This is a genomic window from Synechococcus sp. R6-10 (assembly GCF_047461815.1).
In the GTDB taxonomy this organism is placed as follows: domain Bacteria; phylum Cyanobacteriota; class Cyanobacteriia; order Thermostichales; family Thermostichaceae; genus Thermostichus.
In genome coordinates, this window is record NZ_JANSHW010000099.1 from 1 (window position 1) to 4,289 (window position 4,289).

The 4,289-nt window shown below is 58.3% G+C and carries 3 protein-coding genes; 1 reads left to right on the forward strand and 2 read right to left on the reverse strand.

The window, feature by feature from the left end; translation table 11 throughout:
• Positions 1-82 precede the first annotated feature (82 nt).
• The gene (gene urtB, locus NW837_RS03360; RefSeq protein WP_414329268.1) at positions 83-1,240 is read right to left on the reverse strand and encodes an urea ABC transporter permease subunit UrtB; all 1,158 of its coding nucleotides are present in this window, start codon (positions 1,238-1,240) and stop codon (positions 83-85) included.
• A gap of 104 nt (positions 1,241-1,344) precedes the next feature.
• Positions 1,345-2,619, reverse strand: coding sequence for an urea ABC transporter substrate-binding protein (urtA, locus tag NW837_RS03365; RefSeq protein ID WP_414329270.1), 1,275 nt, complete (start codon positions 2,617-2,619; stop codon positions 1,345-1,347).
• Positions 2,620-3,005: 386 nt separating this feature from the next.
• On the opposite strand from urtA, the gene NW837_RS03370 reads away from it, so the two are divergent.
• Positions 3,006-4,289: TolB family protein (locus NW837_RS03370; protein WP_414329272.1), on the forward strand; the 1,284-nt coding region annotated here is incomplete at its 3' end.

Sequence of the window (4,289 nt, forward strand, 5' to 3'; positions counted from 1 at the left end):
AATGAACCAGTTTCATGGGCTTTGTGAGGGAGTAGAAGATGGAGAGTCTGGTCCTAGAGTTTTCGCCAAGCGAGATCATTCCCTAGGCATCCACCATACGACCTTTTTCGGGGAAAAGGCCCCGAGGTCGCACCTGCAAAAAGGCCACGATCAAAGCAAAGACCATCACCTTGGCCATGCTCGTGGTGGCAAAAAAGTTGAGGGTATCGGTCAGGATGGGCACGTTGGGAAAAATCAAAGCCAGCGTCCCGGAACCGATGACAAAGTTGGCAATCCCGATCCCAAGCGCTGCCACAATGCTGCCCAAAAGCTTACCGACACCCCCCACGACGACCACCATAAAGGTATCCACGATGTAGTTTTGGCCGGTGTTCGGCCCCACGGATCCCAGCAGGCTGACCGCTACGCCGGCCACTCCCGCCAGACCCGAGCCGACGGCAAAGGTGAGGGCATCCACCTTTTGCGTAGGGATCCCTACACAGGCACTCATGGCCCGATTCTGGGTAACCGCCCGGATGCGCAGCCCCCAGCGGGTGCGCTGCAAGAAGAAGTACAGCCCTAGGATGCAGAAGACAGTGAGGGCGATGATAAACAGGCGGGTATTGGGCAAAAACAGGTTGCCCACCGGGATCCCACCCCCCAGCCAACGGGGAGCGGTCACATCTTTGTTCTGGGCTCCAAACCAGGGTTGAGTGACTGCTAAAGCATAGGTTTGCGCCAGCACCCGCCCCCCCACCGCTGCAATGGCCGTGGAGAGCACCAACAGCAGCGCCAGCGTCCACCCTTTGAGGCGCGGCCAATCCGTTCGCCTGGCCAAGAGCCACCAGCCGCCAAAAAAGAGCACCGCGAAGGCCCCCAAGCGGAAAGCCAGCACCCAATTGACGCTGCGCACAAACTGCTGCAGGATCAGGCTCACGCCCCAGGTGGCCAAAAGGGTCTCCAAGGGTCGGCCATACAAAAAGCGGATCACCCCCCGCTCCAAGGCCAGCCCTACCAGAGCAGTGACGGCAAAGGCAGCTACCAAAGCTGGAAAGATGTACAGATCCCGCCAGGGATCCCCTAGGGGACGAAAGGCATTTTGCACGACGAAGGTGGTGTAGGCCCCCAACATCATCAGCTCCCCATGGGCCATGTTGATGACCCCCATGAGGCCGAAAACAATGGCCAAGCCCAAGGCGGCTATTAGCAAGACGGTGCCAATGCTAATGCCGTTGAACAAGCTGTCCAGGAGCAAGGTCATGGGCAGGGGATCCTCCTTCCAACTAAACTAGGGAGGCTAACCGAGCATCTAGGCGGGATCCCCGACCCTATCCAAACGGCAAGGGATCCCAGCCCTGGCCAGGACTAGCTGACTTTGTAGCGACCGCCCTTGGCCGGATCTGACCAATCGCAGGCAAAGCCCTTGGTCTCTGCCACAAACTGGTTCCAGGGCTGCGGCTCCACGGCATCCGTAGAAAAGATGACATCAAACAAACCGTCAGAGCGCACCTGGCCGATCCGCACATACTTGGTCAGGTGGTGATTGGTGTTCATGGTTACCAAGCCTTCTGGGGCATCAAAGGTCTGGCCATAGGCTGCCTGCCGCACGGCGTCGATTTCCACTGTTCCCGCTTTTTCCACTGCCTGCTTCCAGATGTAAACCATGATGTAGGCGGCTTCCATCGGGTCGTTGGTGACGCGGTTTTGGCCGTATTCTGCCTTGAAAGCTTCCACAAACTTCTTGTTGGCAGGCGTATCCACCGTCATAAAGTAGTTCCAGGCGGCGAAGTGCCCTTCCAAGAATTCGGGGCCGATGGCCTGTACCTCTTCTTCAGCAATGCTGACGGACATGGAAGGATAGCGATCTGGCCCCAGCCCTGCCCCTTCCAGTTGTTTGAAAAAGGCCACGTTGCTGTCGCCGTTCAAGCTGTTGTAGATCACACCGCCATTGGGAAGAGCGGCCCGGATCTTGCTGATGATGGGGGTAACTTCTGTGTTGCCCAAAGGCAGATAGTCTTCACCCACCACTTTGCCCCCCAGGGCTTCCAACTGGGCCTTGATGATGGTGTTGGCCGTGCGGGGGAACACGTAGTCGGATCCCACCAGGAAGAACTCTTTGCCCTTGTTCTTGAGCAGCCATTCCACCGAAGGCTCGATCTGCTGGTTGGGGGCAGCGCCGGTGTAGAAGATGTTTTTGGAGCACTCTTGTCCTTCGTACTGCACGGGATACCAGAGCAGGTGCTGCTTGGATTCAAACACCGGCAAAACCGCTTTGCGACTGGCCGAAGTCCAGCAGCCGAATACCGTTGCCACCTTGTCCACATCGATCAATTTGGTGGCTTTCTCGGCAAAGGTTGGCCAATCGGAAGCGCCATCCTCGATAATCGGCTCGATCTGCTTGCCCAAAACCCCACCGGCGGCATTGATCTCTTTGATGGCCAGCTTTTCCGCATCCACCACGCTGGTTTCCGAAATGGCCATGGTGCCGCTAAGGGAGTGCAAAATGCCAACGCGGATGGTCTCTCCCTGGGCGTAGGCGGGCACGGATCGCTTCACCCAGATCTGCGGCCCTAGGGCAGCCCCGGCTCCGGCCAGAGCGCCCATTTTCAGCACTTGACGACGATTAAATGATAGAGCCATCGGTGATCTCCGAAACGAAGTGAGTGCAAAGGGTATTAAGAAGTCCAGTTGTTGCAGCAGCCCGGCCAACAGAGGGAAGCACTTAGCTCATCACCTCGCCCATGTGTTAAATTTGCCCAACTGCAGTCGGCTGAGGCTTTCACCGAATGCCTTCCCAACATCAACAGAGGAAAAGGCTAATCCTGCAGTCGAGAAAGCGTTGTGCATCCCTGTTGCCTTAACGTGTTCCATCAAACCCATTCAGCCCGGAGAGAATTGTATCGCGGGATACCTTTTCCCAGAATCCGAGCCTGTTCTCGGCTCCCTTTCCCCACAGGCTGTAGGCAAAGGCAGGGATCCCTTGCTGCCGGCATAATAGGGGTTCTGGGGTGGAGAATTAACAGCCTATGGTGCAGCAGGCCGGCTATGGATCTTGGCGATCCCCGATTACCGCTGACCTGGTGGTGACGGGATCCCTGCGCTTGGGACAGATGGTTTGGGATCAGGGGGATCTCTACTGGACGGAGGGCCGCCCGCAAGAAAAAGGGCGCAATGTGTTGATGCGGCGCTCTGCCGACGGGATCCTGGTGGAGCTGACACCGGCACCTTTCAATGTGCGGACGCGGGTGCATGAGTATGGGGGTGGAGCTTATTGGGTGTCGGCAGGGGTAGTGTATTTTTGCAACTTCGCTGACCAACGGCTCTACCGCCTGCTGCCGGGTTCAGATCCCCAGCCCCTGATGGAAGCAGGCCCCTATCGCTATGCAGATGGGGTGGTGGATCGGGCGCGTGGACGCATCCTCTGTGTGCGGGAAGATCACAGCCGCCAGGGAGAGCCGGAAAACAGCCTTGTCTCGATTGACTTGGAAAGCGGATCCCAGCGCGTTTTGGCCTCTGGGCACAATTTCTATGCCAACCCTCGCCTCAGTCCAGACGGCCAGACCTTGGTATGGCTGACCTGGGATCACCCCCAAATGCCCTGGGACGGCACAGAGCTGTGGCGGTCTGAGGTGAACCCTGACGGCAGCTTGGGAGAACCTCAAAAGCTGGCCGGTGGCCCTGCCGAGTCGATCTTCCAGCCCCAGTGGTCACCGCAAGGGGATCTCTACTTTGTTTCCGATTGCAGCGGCTGGTGGAACCTCTATCGCTGGGATCCCCAGGGCCCCATTCCCCTCTGCCCTATGGAAGCGGAGTTTGGAGAGCCGCAGTGGGTGTTTGGCCTGAGCACCTACGGCTTCTGTGGCGATGGGCGCATCCTGGCCTGTTATGAACAAGACGGGCTGTCTCATCTGGCTTATCTGGATCCCCATTCAGGACAGTTGGCAGGGATCCCCTTGCCCTACACCCAGATCAGCGGTTTGCAGGTGAGTGGGGAAAAAGCCGCTTTCCTGGCCGGATCCCCGACGGAAGCCACTGCCTTGGTCTGCCTAGACTTACCCTCCAGCCAAGTGGAGGTGGTGGCCCGTTCCAGCAGCGTGGCGGTGGATCCCGACTATCTGTCGATCCCAGAGCCCATTGTTTTTCCCACCGGTGGCGGCAAGGAAGTGGCCTACGCCTTCTTCTATCCCCCCAAAAACCGAGACTTTGTTGCCCCTGCTGGCGAAAAGCCACCCCTGCTGGTGAAAAGCCACGGCGGGCCCACCGGGGCGACGGCAGCCGTGCTCAACCTGGGGATCCAATACTGGACCAGT